Origin of the sequence: Candidatus Thiodiazotropha endolucinida (assembly GCF_001715975.1) — a bacterium.
Classification (GTDB): domain Bacteria; phylum Pseudomonadota; class Gammaproteobacteria; order Chromatiales; family Chromatiaceae; genus Thiodiazotropha; species Thiodiazotropha endolucinida.
The window spans coordinates 155,148-175,216 of record NZ_MARB01000009.1; the positions used below are offsets into that span (position 1 = coordinate 155,148).

At 54.2% G+C, this 20,069-nt stretch carries 15 protein-coding genes; 13 read left to right on the forward strand and 2 right to left on the reverse strand.

Annotation, left to right across the window (positions count from 1 at the left end; genetic code table 11):
• The first annotated feature begins 103 nt into the window (after positions 1–103).
• The 13 genes from CODIS_RS09585 to CODIS_RS09645 all read left to right on the forward strand — a co-directional run bounded on the left by CODIS_RS09585 (position 104) and on the right by CODIS_RS09645 (position 17,794).
• On the forward strand, positions 104–982 hold the full coding sequence (locus tag CODIS_RS09585; RefSeq protein WP_069124497.1) for an RnfABCDGE type electron transport complex subunit B: 879 nt from the start codon (positions 104–106) through the stop codon (positions 980–982).
• Between the two features lie 95 nt (positions 983–1,077).
• A complete protein-coding gene (locus CODIS_RS09590; RefSeq protein WP_069124501.1) occupies positions 1,078–6,021 on the forward strand; it encodes a 2-oxoacid:acceptor oxidoreductase family protein in 4,944 nt (1,647 codons plus the stop codon).
• A gap of 92 nt (positions 6,022–6,113) precedes the next feature.
• Complete coding sequence (gene rsxC / locus CODIS_RS09595) at positions 6,114–7,454, forward strand: electron transport complex subunit RsxC (RefSeq protein WP_069124505.1); 1,341 nt, start codon at positions 6,114–6,116, stop codon at positions 7,452–7,454.
• Positions 7,451–8,497 carry an RnfABCDGE type electron transport complex subunit D gene (locus CODIS_RS09600; protein WP_069124510.1) on the forward strand — a complete coding sequence of 349 codons (1,047 nt, stop codon included), beginning with the start codon at positions 7,451–7,453 and terminating at the stop codon, positions 8,495–8,497. The genes rsxC and CODIS_RS09600 overlap by 4 nt, the downstream gene beginning before the upstream one ends.
• On the forward strand, positions 8,494–9,213 hold the full coding sequence (locus CODIS_RS09605) for an RnfABCDGE type electron transport complex subunit G (RefSeq protein WP_069124514.1): 720 nt from the start codon (positions 8,494–8,496) through the stop codon (positions 9,211–9,213). The genes CODIS_RS09600 and CODIS_RS09605 overlap by 4 nt, the downstream gene beginning before the upstream one ends.
• A gap of 47 nt (positions 9,214–9,260) precedes the next feature.
• Positions 9,261–9,905 (forward strand): electron transport complex subunit RsxE, encoded by a 645-nt coding sequence (gene rsxE / locus CODIS_RS09610; protein ID WP_069124517.1) that lies wholly within the window; start codon positions 9,261–9,263, stop codon positions 9,903–9,905.
• 36 nt (positions 9,906–9,941) lie between these two features.
• Positions 9,942–10,523: an electron transport complex protein RnfA gene (locus tag CODIS_RS09615; protein ID WP_069124520.1), complete on the forward strand. Its 582-nt coding sequence runs from the start codon at positions 9,942–9,944 to the stop codon at positions 10,521–10,523.
• 3 nt (positions 10,524–10,526) lie between these two features.
• Complete coding sequence (locus CODIS_RS09620; protein ID WP_069124525.1) at positions 10,527–10,736, forward strand: chemotaxis protein; 210 nt, start codon at positions 10,527–10,529, stop codon at positions 10,734–10,736.
• Between the two features lie 34 nt (positions 10,737–10,770).
• A complete protein-coding gene (gene ppsA / locus CODIS_RS09625) occupies positions 10,771–13,137 on the forward strand; it encodes a phosphoenolpyruvate synthase (protein WP_154723078.1) in 2,367 nt (788 codons plus the stop codon).
• 84 nt (positions 13,138–13,221) lie between these two features.
• A complete protein-coding gene (gene ppsR, locus CODIS_RS09630; protein ID WP_069124531.1) occupies positions 13,222–14,046 on the forward strand; it encodes a posphoenolpyruvate synthetase regulatory kinase/phosphorylase PpsR in 825 nt (274 codons plus the stop codon).
• A gap of 160 nt (positions 14,047–14,206) precedes the next feature.
• Positions 14,207–15,652 carry an adenylate/guanylate cyclase domain-containing protein gene (locus CODIS_RS09635; RefSeq protein ID WP_154723074.1) on the forward strand — a complete coding sequence of 482 codons (1,446 nt, stop codon included), beginning with the start codon at positions 14,207–14,209 and terminating at the stop codon, positions 15,650–15,652.
• Positions 15,649–16,605, forward strand: a complete 957-nt coding sequence (locus CODIS_RS09640) for a tetratricopeptide repeat protein (protein WP_069124533.1) — start codon at positions 15,649–15,651, stop codon at positions 16,603–16,605. The genes CODIS_RS09635 and CODIS_RS09640 overlap by 4 nt, the downstream gene beginning before the upstream one ends.
• A 244-nt stretch (positions 16,606–16,849) precedes the next feature.
• Positions 16,850–17,794 carry a DUF3943 domain-containing protein gene (locus CODIS_RS09645; RefSeq protein ID WP_069124538.1) on the forward strand — a complete coding sequence of 315 codons (945 nt, stop codon included), beginning with the start codon at positions 16,850–16,852 and terminating at the stop codon, positions 17,792–17,794.
• A 78-nt stretch (positions 17,795–17,872) separates the two neighbouring features.
• Here the strand turns inward: CODIS_RS09645 and lptG are convergent, their stop codons facing one another.
• Both lptG and lptF read right to left on the reverse strand, forming a co-directional pair.
• Positions 17,873–18,937 (reverse strand): LPS export ABC transporter permease LptG, encoded by a 1,065-nt coding sequence (gene lptG, locus CODIS_RS09650; protein WP_235615186.1) that lies wholly within the window; start codon positions 18,935–18,937, stop codon positions 17,873–17,875.
• The gene (lptF, locus tag CODIS_RS09655; RefSeq protein WP_069124543.1) at positions 18,934–20,040 is read right to left on the reverse strand and encodes an LPS export ABC transporter permease LptF; all 1,107 of its coding nucleotides are present in this window, start codon (positions 20,038–20,040) and stop codon (positions 18,934–18,936) included. The genes lptG and lptF overlap by 4 nt, the downstream gene beginning before the upstream one ends.
• Positions 20,041–20,069 lie beyond the last annotated feature (29 nt).

Genomic DNA, 20,069 nt, shown 5'->3' on the forward strand with positions numbered 1-20,069 from the left:
AATACTTTCTATTGAAGCCATTCCATGGACCAATACTAAAGCCAACATTACACTATTTAAGGTTTATTTTGGCTTACCTTTCTACGACATTCGAGTAAAGGCTATGGATACTGACATCGCGCTCAACGTTACAACCGCAATCCTCTTCATGGGGGTGCTTGGTCTGTTGCTCTCCTCCATGCTTGCCTTTGCCAATAAAAAACTCTGGGTCTTTGAAGACCCACGGATCGACGAAATAGAGAGTATGTTGCCCGCCACGAATTGCGGCGCCTGCGGCAATGCCGGGTGTCGTCCGTTCGCGGAGGCACTGATTTCGGGTGATGTCGCTCCCGCTCAGTGCACGGTCAGCAGCGCCGAAGTGATCGATGAGATAGCGGATTACCTGGGCGTTGACAGTGGTGATGTGGTTAAGCGGGTGGCACGCCTCGCCTGTGCGGGCGGGTCGCACGTGGCGCGCATGCGCGCCCATTACGATGGACTCGAGAGTTGTCGCGCGGCATCGGTCGTTTCCGGTGGGCCCAAGAGCTGTACCTGGGGCTGCATCGGTCTGGCGGATTGTGCCGATGTATGTGACTTAGACGCCATCACCATGGATAGCCACGGTCTGCCGGTGGTAGACGCGGAAAAGTGCACGGCCTGCGAGGATTGCGTGGAGATCTGCCCTAAGGGTCTTTTCTCCATTCAACCTGTGGATCGCAGACTCTGGGTGGCCTGTAAAAATCTGGAGCACGGCGATACCGCCGAGAACGAATGTGAGGTTGCCTGCACGGCCTGTGAGCGTTGTGTGAAGGATTCCCCGGAAGGACTGATTACAATTCAAAACAACCTGGCAGTGGTCGATTACGGTAACAATGGTCTCGCCTCACCGGTGGCCACGGAAAGGTGTCCAACAGGGGCTATTGTATGGCTCGACGATGACAAAGGACCCGTCAAAGGTATCTACGCCAAGCGTATCGTGAGAAGTGAAGCCCTTCCCCTTTGAGAGAAGGCTGTTGTATCGATTTCGGCATAGAGTACTCACACCAAGTGCTTAAAGCTGAGATTAATAATCCTTAAACTAGACAAGAGATGTGTTCAATGTTTGGTAAAAAAGACGAGAAGACCTTCAAGTATCCCGGCATCCGCATGGCGATGGACGGCAATGGCGCGGTGATCATGTGTGAGCGGGAGGCTTCGGACGCAGCGGGTGCATACCCGATCACACCCTCCACCCAGATGGGTGAGTATTGGGCAGAAGAGACGGCCAAAGGTCATGTCAATATCTCCGACCGCTCATTGATCTTCATTGAACCTGAATCTGAACACGCTGCGGCGGCGGTAACCGCGGGCATGTCGATGACCGGCCTGCGCGCAACCAACTTCTCGTCTGCCCAGGGCATTGCATTCATGCATGAATCCCTCTATACCGCGGTGGGAAAACGTCTCCCCTACGTACTGAACATAGGTTGTCGCGCCATCACCAAGGCCTCGTTGAATGTGCACTGTGGCCATGACGATTTTCACTGTATCGACGACACCGGTTTTTTTCAGGTATTCGCCAATAATGCCCAGGGTGCGGCTGATCTCAACCTGATCGGACGCAAGATTGCCGAACTCTCACTGACTCCGGCTGCGGTGGCCCAGGATGGCTTTCTCACCACCCACCTGATTGAACCCCTGATGGTGCCGGAGCGGGAGCTGATCAACGAATTCCTGGGATGCCCGGATGACGAAATAGAGTGCCCTACGCCGGCGCAAAAGCTGCTCTACGGTGAAACCCGACGCCGGGTTCCCATGATCTGGGATGTGGATAATCCGATGCTCTCCGGCTCGGTGCAGAATCAGGATGCCTATATGCAGACCACTGCAGCTCAGCGTCCCTACTTTTTCCAACATATTCCGCAGATAACCGACCAGGTGATGGAGGAGTATTACCAGCTCACCGGTCGTCGCTACCAGCGCATCGGCTGTTACAATACCGACAAGGCCGACTATGTCATCGTCGGCATGGGATCGATGATCGTGCAGGCCCATGGGGTTGCCGACTATCTGCAGAAAACCCGCAAGCTGAAGGTGGGTATCGTCGACATCACCATGTTCCGCCCCTTCCCCGGTGACCTGCTGGGTGCTTTGCTGAAGGGTAAAAAGGGTGTCTGTGTGCTCGAACGCACCGACCAGCCGCTGGCGGAAGACCTGCCGTTGATGCGTGAAGTACGTTCGGTGATTTCCAAATGTATCGAAAACGGGCAGGCCGCTGCGGGCAAGCAGCAACTGCCCTACCCCAGCTACGACAGCTATTCCAGTTTCAGCGATGCGCCACACCTCTACTCCGGCGCCTATGGTCTCGGATCGAGAGACCTGCAGCCCGAGGCCCTGATCGGCGCGGTTGAAAACATGCTGCCGGATGGCGGGCATCGCAAGTTCTTCTATCTGGGCATCGATTTCGTCCGCGAGGCGGACAATCCCAAACAGGAGATCCATATCGAGCGTTTGCTCGAGGCCTATCCGGACATCGGTAAAATGGCCCTTCGCGGTTCCGAGAATCCCAATCTGATGCCAGAGGGATCGATTACTGTGCGCATGCACTCAGTCGGTGGCTGGGGCGCAATCACCACCGGTAAGAACCTGGTCATGACCCTGTATGATCTACTGGGTTACGAGATCAAGGCCAATCCGAAATATGGCTCCGAGAAAAAAGGGCAACCGACTACCTACTACCTGTCTGCGGCACCGACCCCGATTCCCCTTAACTGCGAATACCACTATGTGGATGTGGTGTTGAGTCCCGATCCGAATGTCTTCGGCCACTCCAACCCCCTCGCCGGGTTGAAAAAGGGCGGCACCTTGATCATCCAGTCCAATCTGGGAAGCGCCGACGAAGTCTGGCACTCTTTCCCCCGCTGGATGCAGCAGGAGGTCGTCGACAACGAGATCCATGTTTTCTATGTGGATGGTTTCAAAATCGCCCGTGAAGAGGCAACCGATGCCGATCTGCAGCTGCGTATGCAGGGTAATGCCTTCCAGGGCGCCTTCTTTGCAGGCTCGCCATTGATGGAGATGGCCGGTCTGGATGAAAAGAAGCTGTTCGCAGCCATCGAAGACCAGCTGCAACATAAATTCGGCAGCAAAGGCCGTCGGGTGGTGGAAGACAACCTGCGTGTGGTACGGCGCGGTTTCGATGAGATTCACGAAATCACCAACAAGGTCGTCGGTTCCACCGCACAGATGCCGGTCAAGAAAGAGCTCGGTTTACCGGTCATGCTCAAGCAGCTTCCCCAGGCGGACGGCGGCATCTCCGATGTACATCGTTTCTGGGAACAGACCGGCAGCTTCTATGCAACCGGTAAAGGCAACGAGAACCTGGCGGATCCCTATCAGGCACTGTCACTGATCCCCGCCGCCACCGGTGTCTTTCGTGACATGACCCAGATCCGTTTCGACTATCCCAAATGGGTTGCAGAAAACTGCACCGCCTGCGGCGATTGCTATGTGGTCTGTCCGGACAGCGCAATTCCGGGCCTGGTCAACACCCTGAGCGATATCTTCAATACCGCCATCAACCGCATCGAAACGACAGGCCGCCCGACCCAATACCTCAGACGTGAAAGCCGCAACGTGGAGAAACGTCTTCGTGAACTCCTGAACGAAGGCGGTGATGCCGTGAATGTCAGACAGTGCCTTGATCAGGCTGTTCTTGAGTCCATCGCGGCGGCCGAGATCGAAGAAGAGTCCCGGCCCAACCTGGAAGAGGAGTTCGCACTGTTCCTGCAGGCACTGGGCGAGTTCGACTTCTCCGTTACCAAACCTTATTGGAACACCATGGAGAAGAAGAACAAAAACAGCGGTGGACTCTTCTCCATTACGGTCAATCCCTACACCTGCAAAGGGTGTATGGAGTGTGTCGAAATCTGTGAGGATGATGCCCTGGTCGCCACCCATCAGGATGAAGCGGCCATCCAGCGCATGCGCGACGACTGGAATATCTGGCTCGACCTGCCGACCAGCCATCCGTCGTTCAACCGTATCGACGATCTGGACGAAAAGATTGGCGCCCTGCACACCCTGCTGATGGACAAGACCAACTACAACTCCATGTCCTGCGGTGACGGCGCCTGCCTCGGTTGTGGCGAAAAGACCATCATCCATCTATTCACCAGTACCGTGACCGCCTTGATGCAGCCCCGGGTAAAACAGCACCTGGAGAAGATCGACAGATTGATCGGGGAATTGGAACAGCATGTGCGCCTCAAACTCGCAGCGGGTGTCGATCTAAGCGATTCGAGTGCCATTGCCGAAGCCGTCTCCAGCAACCAGGAGGGTGACCTCACCCTTTCCAACCTGAGCGACAATCTCGACAGTGGCCATGAGAAGACTGTGATCGACCGTGAATGGCTGCAGTGGGCGACACAGTTGTTGGATCAGTTGCGCGAGTTGAAGTGGCAATACATTGAAGGTGTCACCAACAACGGCCGCGCCGAAATGGGCATAGTCAATGCGACTGGATGTACCTCCGTATGGGGATCGACCTACCCCTATAATCCTTACCCATTCCCCTGGGCCAGCCACCTTTTCCAGGATAGTCCGTCGGTTGCGATGGGTTTGTTCGAGGGACATATGCGCAAGATGGCGAACGGATTCGCGGCAATCCGTAAAGCTGAACTGGAATTGGCAGGTAAATTCAACCCGTCCGAACACGGTGAGTATTTCAAACAGTTCAACTGGAACGATTTCAGCGATGAGGAGTGGCTGCTCTGCCCACCGGTCGTCTCAGTGGGCGGTGATGGTGCGATGTACGACATCGGTTTCCAGAATCTCTCGAGGGCCCTGGCCTCAGGCATGCCGATAAAGGTTCTGGTACTGGATACCCAGGTCTACTCCAATACCGGCGGCCAGGCCTGTACCTCCGGCTACATCGGCCAGGTTGCCGACATGAGTCCATACGGCAAGGCATGGAAAGGTAAGGAGGAGATCCGCAAAGAGGTATCATTGATCGGTATAGCCCACCGTACCACTTATGTGTTACAGGGCACGATCAACAATACGACACACTTGATCGAAGGTTATATCGACGGTCTCAACAGCCGCCGACCGGCACTGTTCAATATCTACGCCGTATGTCCGCCCGAGCATGGAATCGGTGACGATGTCGCTGCCCAGCAATCGAAAATGGCTGTCGAGGGACGTGCCTATCCGTTGATTAAATATGATCCGGATGCGGGAATGACCATAGAAGACTGCATCGATCTGGAAGGCAATCCGGCAATGGATAACGACTGGCCGATGTACAGCATCGAATACCAGGATGAGAAGGGCGAGGCATGCAAGCTGGAGGTCCCGATGACCTTTGCCGACTTTGCCGTTACCGAGGGACGCTTCCGCAAGCAGTTCCGCATGGCGCCTCCGGAAACCTGGAATGACAATATGGTGCCGATGCATGAATTCATCGATCTTGACGAGGATGACCGCGACGGCAAGTTCCCCTATATCTGGGGAGTCGACGCTAAGAATCGCCTGATGAGAATCATCTGTGCGGAAGAGATCGCCCGCTCCTGCGATGAGCGCCGCCAGTTTTGGCGTCAGCTTAAGGGTATCGCCGGTGAACTCGATAAAGTCGATGTGAATGCCCTGGTGGATCAGGCCAAAATCGATATGGCTAACCGCCTCAGTTCCACCCTGCTCTCAATGGCGGCCACCGGCAATGCCGAGGCATTGGCAGGCACCATATCAGCCAACGGCACACCAGGGAACGGCGCAGCAGCCGCGGCTTCCGGCGCAGGTGAAATCCTGGGTGATTACGAACCGGTATGGATCGAAACGCCGGAATGCACGGCCTGTGACGAGTGTGTCGAGATCAGCCCTGGTATTTTCGCCTATAACGACGACAAAAAGGCGGTCATAGTCGATCCAAAGGCGGGGCACTTCAAGGACATAGTCAAGGCGGCTGAAAAGTGTACTGCCGGATGCATCCATCCCGGCACACCCTGGAATCCATCGGAAAAAGACTTGGACAAGCTGGTCAAACGGGCTGCAAAATACCAATAAGCACGTTGACATAAGCAAAAATGGCAAACAGAAAACGCTTCTTTAAAAATAGGCGGATCATTAGATCCGCCTGCTGACCGAGTCTGAATGATATGGGACTTCTCAACCTGCTGTTTGGGCTGAAAAGCTTTACCCACGGCATCCATCCACCCTATAACAAGGATACGGCGGACAAGCCGATCCGGCGTCTTGCTTTCCCCGCGCAACTGGTACTGCCGCTGGACCAGCATATCGGAAAGCCAGCGATCCCGCTGGTCAAAAAGGGACAGGAAGTGGTACGTGGCGAGCCAATTGCCAAAGCCGATGGAAACTTCTCCGTACCCCTGCACGCACCGGCCACTGGACGGGTACGGGATATCGCGCTGCTGCCGACGCCCAAAGGTCCGAAGTCCAACGGGATAGTCTTGGATGTCTACCAGGGCTCAACCCAGGAGGTATTGTGGGGACACCCCCGTGATATGAGTGACCTCAATCAGCAGGAGATCATTCAGGCGATCCAGGATAGCGGCATGGTAGGGCTCGGCGGGGCAGCCTTTCCTTCGCATATGAAACTGACGATCCCAAAGGATAAGCAGGTCGATACCCTTATCATCAACGGCTGTGAATGCGAGCCCTATCTAACCTGTGATCATCGTATCATGCTGGAATACCCAAAAGAGCTGATTCGGGGTATACGCTATGCGATGCGGGCATCCGGCACCCGCCAGGCCATCATCGGCATTGAAGACAACAAAATGGATGCTGCCGAGGTATTGCGCGCCAGCCTCTCCAATGGCAGTTCTATCCGGGTCGAGGTGGTTGAAACCAAGTACCCGCAGGGTTCTGAGAAGATGCTGATCAAGTCGCTGCTTGACCGGGAAGTGCCTACCGGTGGATTACCGGCCGATGTCGGTGTCGTTGTCAACAATGTAGGCACCCTGGCGTTTCTTGGCATGTTACTGCCACAGGGGCAGGGACTTATCGAACGGGTGATCACCGTCGCCGGGCCCGGCGTCCTCAAACCGGGTAACTACATGGTGCCTCTGGGGACACCGATACGCCATATTCTGGAACAGGCAGGATATGAGGGTTCACGCACCGAGTTCATTCTCGGTGGTCCGATGATGGGTCCCGCAGTATCCGCCATGGACACCCCCATCACCAAAGGCACCTCCGGTCTGTTGGTATTGAACGAGCCTTCGATTGAAGATGAGAGCCAAAGAATCTGGCCCTGTATCCGTTGTGCACGCTGTGTCAGTGCCTGTCCTATGCATCTCAATCCCTCTATGCTCGGACAGCTGGCGGCAAAACGCAAATATGATGAGATGGCCCTGGACTACCATCTCAATGATTGTTTCGAGTGCGGTTGTTGTTCCTATGTCTGTCCCTCAAACATTCCGCTTGTACAATATTTCCGTATCGCCAAAGCAATCAACAGAGAGCAGGCCGCATGAGTAAAAAGCCCACCATCGAACTGCGTACCTCGCCCCATGCCCATGCGGGAGATGATGTGGTGCGGATAATGCGCAACGTAGTCTATGCCTTGCTGCCGATCTGCATCTTCATGATCTGGCAATTCGGCATCAGCGCCTTGGCCCTGCTGGTGGTGGTGACCGTTACATGTCTGTTGAGCGAACGTCTGTTCAATCGCCTGAATGACGAACCCAACAGTCTGGGAGACTGGTCCGCAACCATCACCGGCCTGTTGCTGGCGTTGACCCTTCCCCCCGGCTTTCCCCTTTGGATGGGTGTCGTGGCGGGTTTCATCGCCATCGCCCTGGGCAAAGCCCTGTTCGGCGGCCTTGGTATGAATGCCATGAACCCGGCACTGATCGGCCGCGCTTTTGTCCAGGCAGCGTTTCCGGTGGCTATCACCACCTGGACGCCTGCCTTCTTCGAAGGACGTTTCGCCCAATTCATTCCGACTACGCTTACCCCACCATTCCTGCAACCCCCAGCTCTGGGCGATTGGGTGGCTGAGGTGAAGGTTGACGCCTTCAGCGGCGCCACACCGCTGGCGTTGCAGAAATTCGAAGGCGTACAAACCGATATCATGGAGATGCTGCTGGGAACCACCGCCGGATCGGCTGGCGAGACTTCGGCGCTCTTGATCCTAGTCTGCGGGATCTACCTGGCTGCAAGAAAAATGCTCGACTGGCGCATACCGGTGCTGGTAATGCTCGGTGCAGCGCTCACTGCCGGCATCTTCTTCCTCATCGATCCCGGCCGCTATCCGGATCCCCTGTTCGTACTCTGTTCAGGTGGTTTGATGCTGGGCGCTTGGTTTATGGCGAGCGATATGGTCGGTTCGCCAGTCACCCCGCTTGGCGTCATTATCTATGGATTGATGATTGGCATAATCACGGTGATTATCCGCCTTTTCGGCGGTCTGACCGAAGGCGTCATGTACGCCATTCTCCTGGGAAATGCGGCCACACCGCTGATCGATCAGATAACCCAGCCCCGCGTATTCGGTGAGCAGAAGGCAAGCAAATGAGTACTCCTGAAGCAGAAGTCATGCAGCCATCGACTCCCGCCGGTCCCATGATCCGGACGCTGATGGGTATTGCCATGCTGTCCGGGTTTCTGGTCGTTCTCACCTATCAGCTGACCAAACCGATCATCGCAGAAAATCAGCGCCGGGCTATCGAGGCGGCTGTTTTCACGGTCCTCCCGGGGGCTGTTGCACGGCGGGATTTTGTCATCAGTGACGGTGAGCTGAACCCGGTAACCGCAGACAAGCCCAGCGATGGTATTCTGGTCTACGCCGGATATGACAGTGAAGGCGATCTGAAGGGCGTCGCGGCAAAGGCCGCAGCACAGGGTTATGCGGATTTGATCCATATCCTGTATGGCTACGACCCCGCCTGCGAATGTATCCGCGGTGTGAAAGTCCTGAAATTGGCCGAGACACCCGGCTTGGGCGATAAAATTATCACCGATGCCAATTTTGTCGCCAACTTCGAGGCTTTGGATGCCAGGCTAAGTGGCGATGGGCAGGCGCTGGCAAATGAGATCGTCACAGTCAAGCATGGCAGTAAACAGAATCCCTGGGAGATCGATGCCATCTCCGGCGCCACCATTTCATCGAAAGCGGTGGGAAAGGCGCTCAATCAGTCGGCCAAACATCTGCTGCCTGATCTTGTGCCCCAACTGGATAGGCTGCTACAGGAAGACAACACCGTGGATCTGACTGAGGTCACCGATGAATAAACGATATATAACGATACTCTGCACATCCACAGAGAAGCGAATTAGTCATGGGTAAAGACAACAACACCATCACCTGGGAAACATTCTCCGAAGGCCTGTGGCGGGACAACCCGGTGTTCGTCATGCTGCTCGGCATGTGCCCTGTTCTGGCGGTCACCAACTCGGCGATCAACGCCTTGGCAATGGGTCTCGCCACAACTTTTGTACTTCTCGCCTCCGGCACCCTGATCTCGCTGCTGCGTCACAGCATACCGAAACAGGTCCGGATCGCCACCTATATCGTCATCATCGCCACCTTTGTCACCATCGTCGATTACACCATCCAGGCGATATCCCTCGACCTCTATAATGCCTTGGGTGCCTTTATTCAGCTGATTGTGGTGAATTGCATGATTCTCGGTCGAGCGGAGGCCTACGCTTCCAGGAACCGACCGTTAAAGGCAGTCACAAACGGACTTGGGATGGGCATCGGCTTCACCTTCGCTCTTCTCTGTCTGGGCGTGGTACGCGAGATCCTCGGCGCCGGCAGCCTGTTCGGAATCGATCTGTTCGGCCCCCGGTTCGAACCCTGGGTGGTGATGGTACTGCCGGCTGGCGGTTTTCTTGTGCTCGGGGCCTGGCTGCTGTTGTTTGAGTGGTTAAATCAACGGAAAGAGCGGGCGGAGCTGGAAACAGCGGCGGAAACGCAGTGATTAATTTTAAATTCATATTTCGGAATGAAATGAACCATGGGCACTGAATCACTCAGTTTTATTTTTCTAAACGCAGTACTGGCCAACAACTTCGTGCTGGCGCTGTTTCTCGGTCTTTGCCCGTTTCTTGGAGTCTCAGGCAAACTCAACACCGCCCTGCCCATGGGATTGGCCACAATGTTCGTCATGCTGGTCAGTTCCGTCTGCGCCTATCTGATCAACATTGTCCTGGTGACATTCGAGATCGAGTTTCTGCGTTTAATCGCCTATATTGCTGTAATCGCCAGTGCTGTACAGCTGGTGGAGATGACGCTGAAGAAATTCACCCCGGGCCTGTTCCGTTCCCTGGGTATCTTTCTGCCGTTGATCACGACCAATTGCGCCATCCTCGGCCTGGCACTGTTTCAGACATTTAAAGAGTATGACTTCCTGCAATCATTGGTCTATGCCTTGGGAGCCGGGACAGGCTTTATTCTGGCGATCGTGTTAATGGCCGGTCTGCGGGAAAAGCTGGAGCTTTCGACCATGCCCAGCATTACCCAGGGCGCTGCGGTCAGTCTGATGCTCGGTGGGTTGCTGTCGCTCTCGTTTATGGGGTTTGCAGGACTCGGGGGTTGAACAATGATTGATTATCTAATTGCCATGACAATCATTCCTATTCTGCTGCTCGGTTGGTTGATCGTACAATCCATCGCGCGGCGTTTCGCCAAGCTGCATCCTGAATTCGGCCCCCCCAGGGAAGAGGGTGCGGGCTGCGGAAAGAGCTGTTTATGTAGCGGCAACAGCTGCCAACGTCAAGGGGACCACCTCAGAGGTTACAAACATGAATGATTCATCCAATCAATCCAACAGCAGAGGACAAGTGGTGAATGGGCAGATCGTCTGGTTCGAACATCTGAAAATGCAGGATGTGGATCAGGTGGGAGGAAAGAACGCGTCCTTGGGTGAGATGATCAGCGGCCTCGCCGATGCGGGTGTCAGCGTTCCGGGTGGCTTTGCTACAACAGCTCATGCATTTCGAGAATTTCTGCGTCACAATCACCTTGCGGAACGGATTGATCCATTATTGAAAGCCCTCGATGTGGAGGATGTAACCGCTTTGGCCGAGACAGGCAAGACGATTCGCCAATGGGTGGTTGAATCCCCCTTCCCTGAGGTTCTGGAGACCGCGGTAACCGAGGCCTACAAACAGCTCACCGGCGACACGGATACTCCCCCGTCTGTCGCTGTCCGTTCCTCGGCAACCGCCGAAGACCTGCCGGATGCCTCATTCGCCGGCCAGCAGGAGACCTTCCTCAATGTGCAGGGATTGGATGCCGTGATGATCGCCATCAAGGAGGTCTTCGCCTCCCTCTACAACGATCGGGCGATCTCCTATCGGGTACATCAGGGTTTTGCCCACGAAGATGTGGCTCTCTCCGCAGGTATTCAGCGCATGGTGCGTTCCGATATCGGCTCGTCCGGGGTTATGTTCACCCTGGACACCGAGTCCGGCTTCAAGGATGCCGTCTTTATCACCAGTTCCTACGGCTTGGGTGAGACGGTGGTACAGGGCTCGGTGAATCCGGATGAGTTCTACGTCCACAAGGGCAACGTGGAAGCTGGACGGCCGGCCATCCTGCGACGCAATCTGGGCGGTAAGGCGATCAAAATGATCTACGGTCAGGCGGATCAAGAGCGGGTGGTCACCGTCGATGTACCGGAACAGCAACGTCGGCAGTTCTCTCTCACAAACGAACAGGTGGAAAGCCTGGCGCAGATGGCGATCACCATCGAAAAACACTATCAGCGTCCAATGGACATCGAGTGGGGCCTGGATGGCAGTGACGGTCAACTCTATATCCTACAGGCAAGACCGGAGACGGTGGAGAGCCGGGTCAACGCCACCACGGTGGAACGATTCAAGTTGGAAGAGAAAGGCAAGGTGTTGGCCCAGGGCCGCGCCATCGGTCAACGCATCGGTGTCGGCGTGGCGAAGATCATCCATGACGCCAGTGAAATGGCCAAGGTCGAGCCCGGTGATGTATTGATCACCGACATGACCGACCCTGATTGGGAACCGGTGATGAAACGGGCCTCCGCCATCGTCACCAACCGGGGCGGCCGAACCTGTCATGCCGCGATTATCGCCCGCGAACTGGGTATCCCGGCGGTGGTGGGCTGCAACAATGCTACCGAAACCCTGCAAGAGGGCCAGGAAGTCACGGTATCCTGCGCCGAGGGTGATGACGGTTTTATCTATGAAGGTTTGCTGAAATTCTCGATCAGCCGCGGCGACGTCACCTCCCTTCCTGAACCACCCGCCAAGATCATGATGAATGTGGCCAATCCGAGTCGAGCCTTCGCCTTCAGCCGTATTCCCAATGCCGGTATCGGTCTGGCGCGCCTGGAGTTCATCATCAACACCACCATCGGTGTGCATCCCCGGGCACTGATGGAGTTTGACAATCTGCCCAGCGATATCAAGACCAAAGTTCAGAAACAGGTCGACGGTTATCCGGCCCCGGTCGATTTCTATGTGGAGAAACTGGTTGAAGGTATCTCCACCCTGGCTGCCGCCTTCAACGGTAAACCGGTCATCGTGCGCATGTCCGATTTCAAATCGAACGAATACGCAAACCTGATCGGAGGCAAACTCTATGAACCCGAAGAGGAGAATCCGATGATCGGTTTTCGCGGAGCCTCCCGCTATATTTCAGAGAGTTTCAGACCCTGCTTCGAGCTGGAATGCCGCGCCCTGAAACGGGTACGGGAAGAGATGGGATTCGAGAATGTGGAGATCATGATCCCCTTTGTACGCACCCTGGAGGAGGCAGCCGCTGTCATCCGACTGTTGGAGGAGAACGGCCTTAAACGGGGTGAAAACGGTTTACGGGTCATCATGATGTGCGAACTGCCCTCAAACGCCGTCCAGGCCGAAGAGTTTCTGGAATTTTTCGACGGCTTCTCTATCGGTTCAAACGATATGACCCAGTTGACCCTAGGATTGGACCGGGATTCCGGCTTGGTGGCCAAGAGCTTTGACGAGCGGGATCCCGCGGTTAAACGGATGCTCGAGATGGCCATTCAGGCCTGCAATACGGCAGGAAAATATGTCGGTATCTGCGGACAGGGCCCGTCCGACTACCCTGATCTTGCCGAATGGCTGGTTGAGCGAGGTATCCAAAGCGTCTCCCTGAATCCGGATACGGTAATCGATACCTGGCGTCTGCTGGCCGGCCTGGAAAGCTGATCGAACAGCCCGGGTGCCGCTTTTGGCGGCACCCGACTCATCCGTTTAAATCGCCTATAGCAATAAAACCCTGCAGCCCAGCGTATGAAGCGTACCATCTTCTTTCTTGCCGACCACACCGGCATCACAGTCGAAGCCATGGGACGATCGCTGTTGAGTCAATTCGATGGTTTTACCTACGAAACTGTTCATTGGCCTTTTATCGATAGTCTCGACAAGGCCAGGCGGGTGGCGGAGCGAATCAATCAGACGACTATCGAGTCCGAACAGAAGCCGATTGTCTTCACCACCCTGGTGGATCCCCAGATCCGTGACTATTTCAAGCAGTTGGATGTTCCGGTAATGGACTTTTTCGAGACATTCACTGCCCGCCTGGAGGAGGAGTTGCAACTACCCTCCTCCCATGCCTTGGGTCGTTTTCATACGACTGACAACAACCGTGCCTACGATCAGCGCATCCATGCGGTAAATTTCGCCCTGAATAATGATGACGGGGCGGTCACCAGGAACTACACAACCGCCGATCTGATCCTGATTGGGGTATCCCGTGTCGGCAAGACCCCCACCTGTCTTTTTCTCGGGTTGCAGCACAGTGTTCTGGCGGCAAACTACCCCCTCACGGAAGATGATCTTGAGAATGATCTGTTGCCAAATGTGTTGAATTCTTACCGGGACAAGCTCTATGGGCTGACCATCGATCCACACCAATTACAACGCATTCGGCAAGAGCGGCGGCCAGACCGCCGCTACTCATCTCTAGAACAGTGTAAAATGGAGATAAAGCTTGCTGAAGATCTCTATAAGCACTATACAATCCCCTATTTGGATACCACGTCCATGTCGATCGAGGAGATCTCCGCCAGGCTTTTACAACATATCAACCGGGCCGCCAAGATTACAAACGACTAACTCCCGGTATTGCCCAGATCCTGGTATGGCAGGAACAATCCCGTGTAAGCTTTACCATAACTGTAGCGGTCGCTCACACTGATCCGTCGAGCAGGAATATACTATTTAACTTAAAATACACAACAACATTCATATCCAACTGATTTATAAGACTATATCTGTGATTAACTGGTTTGTAAGACTGTTTAGGAAGGCACCTGTTCCCATCGCCATCAAATGGACGATCTACATCGGGACACTGATCACGATGGTTATGGGTGTTCTCGGCTGGTTTCTCATCACCCAACAAACCAGCTTCCATATGCGCGAAGTCAAAGGCTTCGGAGAGGTCCTGGTTGAACAACTTGCCCACTCCGCCAGCGAACCCTTGCTGGCGGATGACCAATTCAATCTGCAGGGACTCGTAAGCCGTCAGACACAAAATGATAAGGTGGTCGGCGCAGCGATCGTGCCGAGTGAAAAACCATGGATCACGTCCGGCAATGTGCCCCACCAGCTCCCAGGCTCTGAAGAGCTGTTACCGATGATCTGGTCCTGGCGCGATGAAGGAAATATCCGGCATCCGGCAATCACTTTTTTCAGCCCCATCAAATTTCGCGATGTCATCGCCGGCCATGCGATGATCACTTTGGATCGGCAGTTCCTTGACCGGAATCAGCAGCGCACCATAGGTATCATCGGTTATGCCACATTTGGACTGATACTGATTGCAGCCATACTCTCCTATGTCCTGAGCAAGCGCTTGAGCAGACCTATCACCCTGCTCGCCCAGGCGGGACAGAAGCCTGAGGCGGGTCTGCTGGTCAGCCCGATGGAGACCGACCGCCATGACGAGATCGGCCAGGTGTACGCCCATTTTGACCGTATGAGCGCGGGACTTCTGGAAAAGCGTCAGGTCGAAGATGCCCTGTCACGTTATGTATCACCCGTGGTTGCCGAGAAAATCCTCTCAAACCTGTCGCAACCGCGCCTCGCCAATCAGGAGATGGAAGGCAGTATCCTGTTCTGTGACATAGTGGGTTTCACCCGGCTTTCGGAGGATCTTCCCGCCGATGAGGTGGCATCCCTGCTGAACCTCTATCTGGGCGCCATTGCCGACTCCGCCCACCGCTGTCGCGGCGTTGTGGATAAATTTATCGGCGACAGCGCCATGATCCTGTTTGGTGTTCCCGAAGCGGATAAGGAGCACGGTCAGCAGGCAATCCGCTGTGCCTGGCTGATTCAAGCCATGGTGCGTCATATCAATAAAAAGCGTCGTCAGGCAGGCAAGGAACCGATCATGCTTCGGATCGGCATAAACAGCGGTACAATGCTGGCCGGTAATATCGGAATACCCGACCGACTGGAATATACTGTGGTAGGCGATACGGTTAATCTCGCCTCCCGCCTATGCGGTGCAGCACCTGTTGACGGGATCATGATGAGTCAAGCGACGGCGGCATTTCCAGGCGTGTCCCATATGGTTGAACTGCACAAACAGCCCACGCTGAAGATACGTGGTAAAAAAAATCTCGTCACACCCTATATTGCGGGAACACCGTCCCGGGAATTCGGTCAATGGTTGTTGCGTACCATGGCTTACATATTGAAAAAACAGGTTAGATGAAACAACCCTTCAAACTTTTTGCAGCCTATCTTTTGTTATCGATGCTTGCGGGCTGCCAATTGATAGAAAGCAAAAAAACCACGCCCGCACCCGTTGAAGAGAATGCACTGGACAAGAGCCGGCAGCTGGCGGCCAAGGGGCGTTATGGCGAGGCTATCAGCCTTCTTGACCGTGCCAGTACCAACAGGAATCTGAGCACAGCGTATTCGAAAGAGCTTGAAAGTTTCAGAACCCAGCAAAAGACACTGGAAGAGGAACTGAACGATCAATTGCTCATCAGCAATACTTCAGCATTGAAGAATCAGCTGCCGATTCTTACCAAACTGAGCCAAGCCAGCCCCGATAAACCACACTACGCCACGCTTTTGCAAGAGACCCGGGAAACCCTGCACAGCATGCAAAAGTCTCTGTCAGAGTGCGCATGGCGCCATTTTAAGCGAAACAATGCCCTCTCCAAGGATTGCCTGACACTCGCCCTGTCGCTGAAACAGGACAAGGCCGACCAAAATCTCATGGAGCATCTGCTCAAGGAGCAGATCCAGTACAAAAAAGAGGTTGCAAAAAAAGAGCAGACCAATCGAGAGCAGAAGTGGAAAAAACGTATCGACAAAAACCTGACGGAGGCCCAGCGACTTGTTGAGAGCGGGCAACTTAAGGAAGCCAGGCGTGCACTCAAGCGCGTGTTGAAGGAATCGCCCAAGAACGAAACAGCGAAAAAATTACTCGCCGACGTCAACCGAACATTAAAGAAATATATAGAAAATCTGCTACTGGCTGGTGACCGACTCTACCGGGACGGCGAGATAGAGAGTGCCAAGGCGACCTGGCGGGCAGCCCTGACCCTGGATCCTACGGATCTACGGGCACGGGAGAAGATACAGCGCGCCCAACGCGTGCTCGACAATCTCGAAAATCTGCGTAAAACCAACGAAGATGACATAAAGAAGCCATAACTATCTGTTTTCACTTCATTTAACACTACCTGCCCTATTGTTTTTTACCCCTGCAACACATTCCATACCCATACCTTGAATGCCATGATCGCCCTCCGGTGCTAGAAATCACACGAAAATGGTGGTTCCTGATTGACGATCCGCTATAATCGCGGCCGGCGGTTCCTGTCTCACTCACTATCCGAAGTTGAAGAACCAGACTCATCTGTCGCCATAGCCCACACCAGGCTACAGATATCTGCCTATGACCAAAGAAACGAAACATATCGACACTCTGTTAAAGAATCCGATGGGATGGCTCCTGAGTTGTCTCATGCTGCTACCGCTGATGAGTCATGCACAATCCAGTGATTGGCTACCTGTCAGCCCGGTTTCGTTCTACGAGTTGGCATCGGCAAAAGAGATCTTGCCGCAACAGTTCCCTGAACGCTATCCCGGGATATTCGAGCTGCAGGAATCTTCAACCCCCATCACACAGCAGGAGAGGCCCTACGGCTTCGGCAGGGAGCTCAATGACGATAGTCCTGTCGACTATCCCGGTTTGAGACGAGATGCCGCCTATTTTTTCGGTTACCAGTTTTTTATTGTGGGACTGCTGTACGTGATGCCGGAAGATATTTCCGCATGGACTGAAGAGCAAAAAGAGGAATATACCTTCGATAAGTGGTGGGACAACGTCTCTCACCCCCGTTGGGATCCCGATGAGTGGTATATCAACTACATACTGCATCCCTATTGGGGTATGACCTACTATACCCGTGGCAGAGAGCGGGGATTATCGGAGACAGGAGCTTTCTGGTTTTCCTTTACCCTCTCTTCAATCTATGAGTTCGGACTTGAGGCGCTGTTTGAACCCGTCTCCGTGCAGGATGTCATTTTTACCCCCACCATGGGTGCCTTGCTGGGTTGGTATTTTGAGGAGACCCGTCGCGAGATCAAACAACAATCAACATTCAGCACCTGGGACAAAACCATTCTTATCGCCACCGATCCCCTCGGTACATTGAATACCATGGTGGATAGTCTGTTTGGCGTCGGGGTTGAGAGCGAGTTGGCGTTGCGCACCTTCTACCAGAGTCCAAATCTCATTGAGACATTGCAACCGAACTGGAGAGATCCCCACAGGGCTCACACAGATCCTATGGTAAAAGACTATCTCGGCATCCAGCTTACCTTACGCTGGCACTGAAGGACGTGATCCGCGGCGTTCAGCTGCGTCACTCATATTCCAATCTTCAAATTCCAAGCCTGTAGTCGGGCTGTCACCTCAATGTACACGCCGCAACATCCATGCCGCCAATACTAAAAATAGCAGCAGAGGAAAGAATGCGGCAAACACCCCATTCAGAGAATAGACCACCGCCATGTAGGAGAAGGCCCTGTTCAAAAGATAAAAGACAATACCCAGCATGGCACCGACAAATATGCGTTGTCCCACCCCTACGCTGCGCAGAGAACCGAACACGAAGGGGATACTTAAAAACAACATCACCATAGTCACCAGCGGGGTGGTCAGCTTGCCCCAGAACGCCACTTCATAATTGATCGATGCCTGACCGTTCTTCTGCAGATAGTCGATATATCGCCACAGATCCCAGGCAGCCAGCATGTGCGGTTTCACTGTCAGCACATCGAGCGCCGAAGGATCCAACTCTGCATGCCAGGATTGACGGGGATTCACAGTTACCGATAGACCGGCTTCAGTAAAATCCGTCTGTTTCACATCCTCTATAACCCAACCATCTGACTGATAGCTGGCCCGGTCCGCATGTATCGCCCGGAGAAGGCGGGAATTCTCACCATATTCATAGATCGATATATCCGCCAATTGGGAATCCGGGAGAATCTGTCTGATATTGATGAACGTGTTGCCGTCACGGGACCAAAATCCGTAGCGGGTTTTTAGGCTGATCTGTCCGGACAAGGCCTCATTCTTCATACGTTGTGCCTGTTGTTCCGCTTCGGGGGCCAGAAATTCGCCAATCATCACTACAACCGCCAACACCAAAAGCCCTGTCTTCAACACCGATAATACAATCCTGGCAATCGAGATACCGGCCGCCCGCATGGCCAGGAGCTCCGAATTGCCCGCCAGCACTCCCAATCCGATCAGGCTCCCGAGCAGGGTCGCTAACGGAAAGAGTTCATAACAGTATCGTGGCATGCCCAACAGCACATAGGTGTATGCCATCGATGTGGTATATCCCCGTTCCACCTCCTCCAGCTCGGCCACTAATTCAAAAAAACCTATCAGCACCAGCAGCAGCGCCAGTACACCGACGATCCCGACCAATACTGTTTTGCCGATATATCTGTCAAAGAGAGTGATCATGCCCCGCCTCTCAGTAATTTCCGTTGCATCCTGCGATAGTGGTGAGAATCGGGAATCAGCAGCGATAGCCCGATCAGCGCCAGCATTAAATGCACCCACCAGATTCCCAGCCACTCCGCTGTCGTGCCATCAATCATCCAATTCTCCGCCACCCCCTGCAGGCTCAGGTAGAGTGTGTAGAGGATAAAGGCCAACACCAAGCGGCCAAAAGGACCTTGGCGGGGCATGGAACGGCTGAGAGGCAGGCTGAGCAGCGCAAACACCAATAAACCGAGTACCTGTGCGAATCTGACCTGGAATTCAGCTCGATCCCTGATCGACTTGGAGCTCAATAACGCTTCATTCGAGAGGGATTTGCGGTTGACTTTGGCGACCACCCCTTCGGCCCCCTTGATACGCAAGCCATAACGTTCAAATTCGCTGATCCGATAGTCCGCCTCCCCAGGTGAACCTTCATATCTGACACCATCCTCCAATACCAGGTAGCGTTCAGCCGACTCCTCATCGACATATTGATATCCCTGCCTTGCCGTCACCAGGCTGAGAACACCCGCTCTGCGCTGCTGCACGAAGACATTACGCATCCGCTTTTTCTCACTTGCGATCGACTCCACATAGAGCACAAGGTCGCCCCGACTGTATTCGTTGAAGCGCCCGGCACTTATTCCGGCCAATTCAGTGGCCTGTCCACGCTGCATGCTGATCAGCTCCGCACTGAGGCGGCTTGCCCAGGGTTGAACATAGAGCGACAACCAGCCCGTCAACAACGCGATCGGTGTCACCACGAAAATCAGGGAGCGGTAGAGTCGAAGGTCACCGATGCCACAGGCGGCCAGAGCAACCACCTCGCTATCACGGTACATTCTGCCGATCACATACAGTACGGCAAAGAAAAAGGCAGGTGGAATCAGGCGTGGAATATAGACCACCATCTGCAAACCGAGCAGCTGGAAAAGCAGATTGCTATTGAGATCTCCGGAAGCCACCTCTTTGAGTAATTTGATGAAGCTGTTAGCAAGCAATATCAATGCGAGTACCAGCAGAATCGCAAACAGCGCCTTGAGCACGTCTCTCAGCAGGTAGCGGTCAATCAGAGTGATCAAATATCATATCCTGGTCAGCGTTAACTCAA

What these genes read in the sequence shown, in the direction of transcription:
- CODIS_RS09600 (WP_069124510.1), top strand. Translation starts at nt 7,451, where the DNA reads ATGAGTAAAAAGCCCACCATCGAACTGCGTACCTCGCCCCATGCCCAT.
- CODIS_RS09605 (WP_069124514.1), top strand. Translation starts at nt 8,494, where the DNA reads ATGAGTACTCCTGAAGCAGAAGTCATGCAGCCATCGACTCCCGCCGGT.
- rsxE (WP_069124517.1), top strand. Translation starts at nt 9,261, where the DNA reads ATGGGTAAAGACAACAACACCATCACCTGGGAAACATTCTCCGAAGGC.
- CODIS_RS09615 (WP_069124520.1), top strand. Translation starts at nt 9,942, where the DNA reads ATGGGCACTGAATCACTCAGTTTTATTTTTCTAAACGCAGTACTGGCC.
- CODIS_RS09640 (WP_069124533.1), top strand. Translation starts at nt 15,649, where the DNA reads ATGAAACAACCCTTCAAACTTTTTGCAGCCTATCTTTTGTTATCGATG.
- rsxC (WP_069124505.1), top strand. Translation starts at nt 6,114, where the DNA reads ATGGGACTTCTCAACCTGCTGTTTGGGCTGAAAAGCTTTACCCACGGC.
- CODIS_RS09645 (WP_069124538.1), top strand. Translation starts at nt 16,850, where the DNA reads ATGACCAAAGAAACGAAACATATCGACACTCTGTTAAAGAATCCGATG.
- lptG (WP_235615186.1), bottom strand. Translation starts at nt 18,937, where the DNA reads ATGATCACTCTCTTTGACAGATATATCGGCAAAACAGTATTGGTCGGG.
- ppsR (WP_069124531.1), top strand. Translation starts at nt 13,222, where the DNA reads ATGAAGCGTACCATCTTCTTTCTTGCCGACCACACCGGCATCACAGTC.
- CODIS_RS09620 (WP_069124525.1), top strand. Translation starts at nt 10,527, where the DNA reads ATGATTGATTATCTAATTGCCATGACAATCATTCCTATTCTGCTGCTC.
- CODIS_RS09585 (WP_069124497.1), top strand. Translation starts at nt 104, where the DNA reads ATGGATACTGACATCGCGCTCAACGTTACAACCGCAATCCTCTTCATG.
- CODIS_RS09590 (WP_069124501.1), top strand. Translation starts at nt 1,078, where the DNA reads ATGTTTGGTAAAAAAGACGAGAAGACCTTCAAGTATCCCGGCATCCGC.